This window comes from Brachyspira sp. SAP_772 (assembly GCF_009755885.1).
Classification (GTDB): Bacteria; Spirochaetota; Brachyspiria; order Brachyspirales; family Brachyspiraceae; genus Brachyspira.
Genome location: NZ_VYIX01000166.1, coordinates 1 through 708, shown reverse-complemented (window position 1 = coordinate 708; position 708 = coordinate 1). Strand labels below are relative to the sequence as shown.

Below are 708 nucleotides of genomic sequence, written 5' to 3'. Positions count from 1 at the left end.
GACACAAATTGGATATTTGTAGCTGATATATCTAAAAAAGAACTTAATGCGATGTTYTACAAGCTTTACATATTAATTGTAGTAGTATTTATACTTCTTATAGGAATRGAGTCTGKWCTTGTAATWTTAATAGCTAAACCGCTCTCTACTACATTAAACAATACTGTAAAAATAATAGAAACTATGTCTGATTGTAATTTTGATATAAAATTTAATGAAAARGAATTAAATAAAAAAGATCAGGCTGGAGAATTGGTAAGAGCATTAAGTAAAATGCAAAARACKTTGGGTAAAGTAATATACAATCTCACTAACTCAATAAATGAAATCAATAATTCAGTTAATTCCATAACAACTGCTAGTGTTAATTTATCTGACAGAGCTAATTCACAGGCAAGTGCATTAGAAGAATTAGCAAGCTCAATACAATCTGTATCAGCTTCATTAAAAGAAACAGCTGGCAGTGCTGGMGATGCTAAAAGAATGAGTGAAGAGGTATTTGAATCTACAAAAAGAGGTGTTGATGCTGTAGAGGATACTTCACACAATATGGAAGATATAGCAGAGTCTAGTAAAAAGGTTTCTGATATAACTAAAATAATTGAATCAATAGCTTTACAAACAAATATATTAGCCTTGAATGCATCTGTAGAAGCTGCACGTGCGGGAGAGCAAGGTAAAGGTTTTGCGGTTGTTGCTAATGAAGTT

Annotated in this window: 1 protein-coding gene; it reads left to right on the top strand. The window is 31.2% G+C overall.

The window, feature by feature from the left end; genetic code table 11:
- Positions 1-708, top strand: a 708-nt coding sequence (locus GQX97_RS13285) for a methyl-accepting chemotaxis protein (RefSeq protein WP_232473410.1), incomplete at both ends; no start/stop codon positions are given.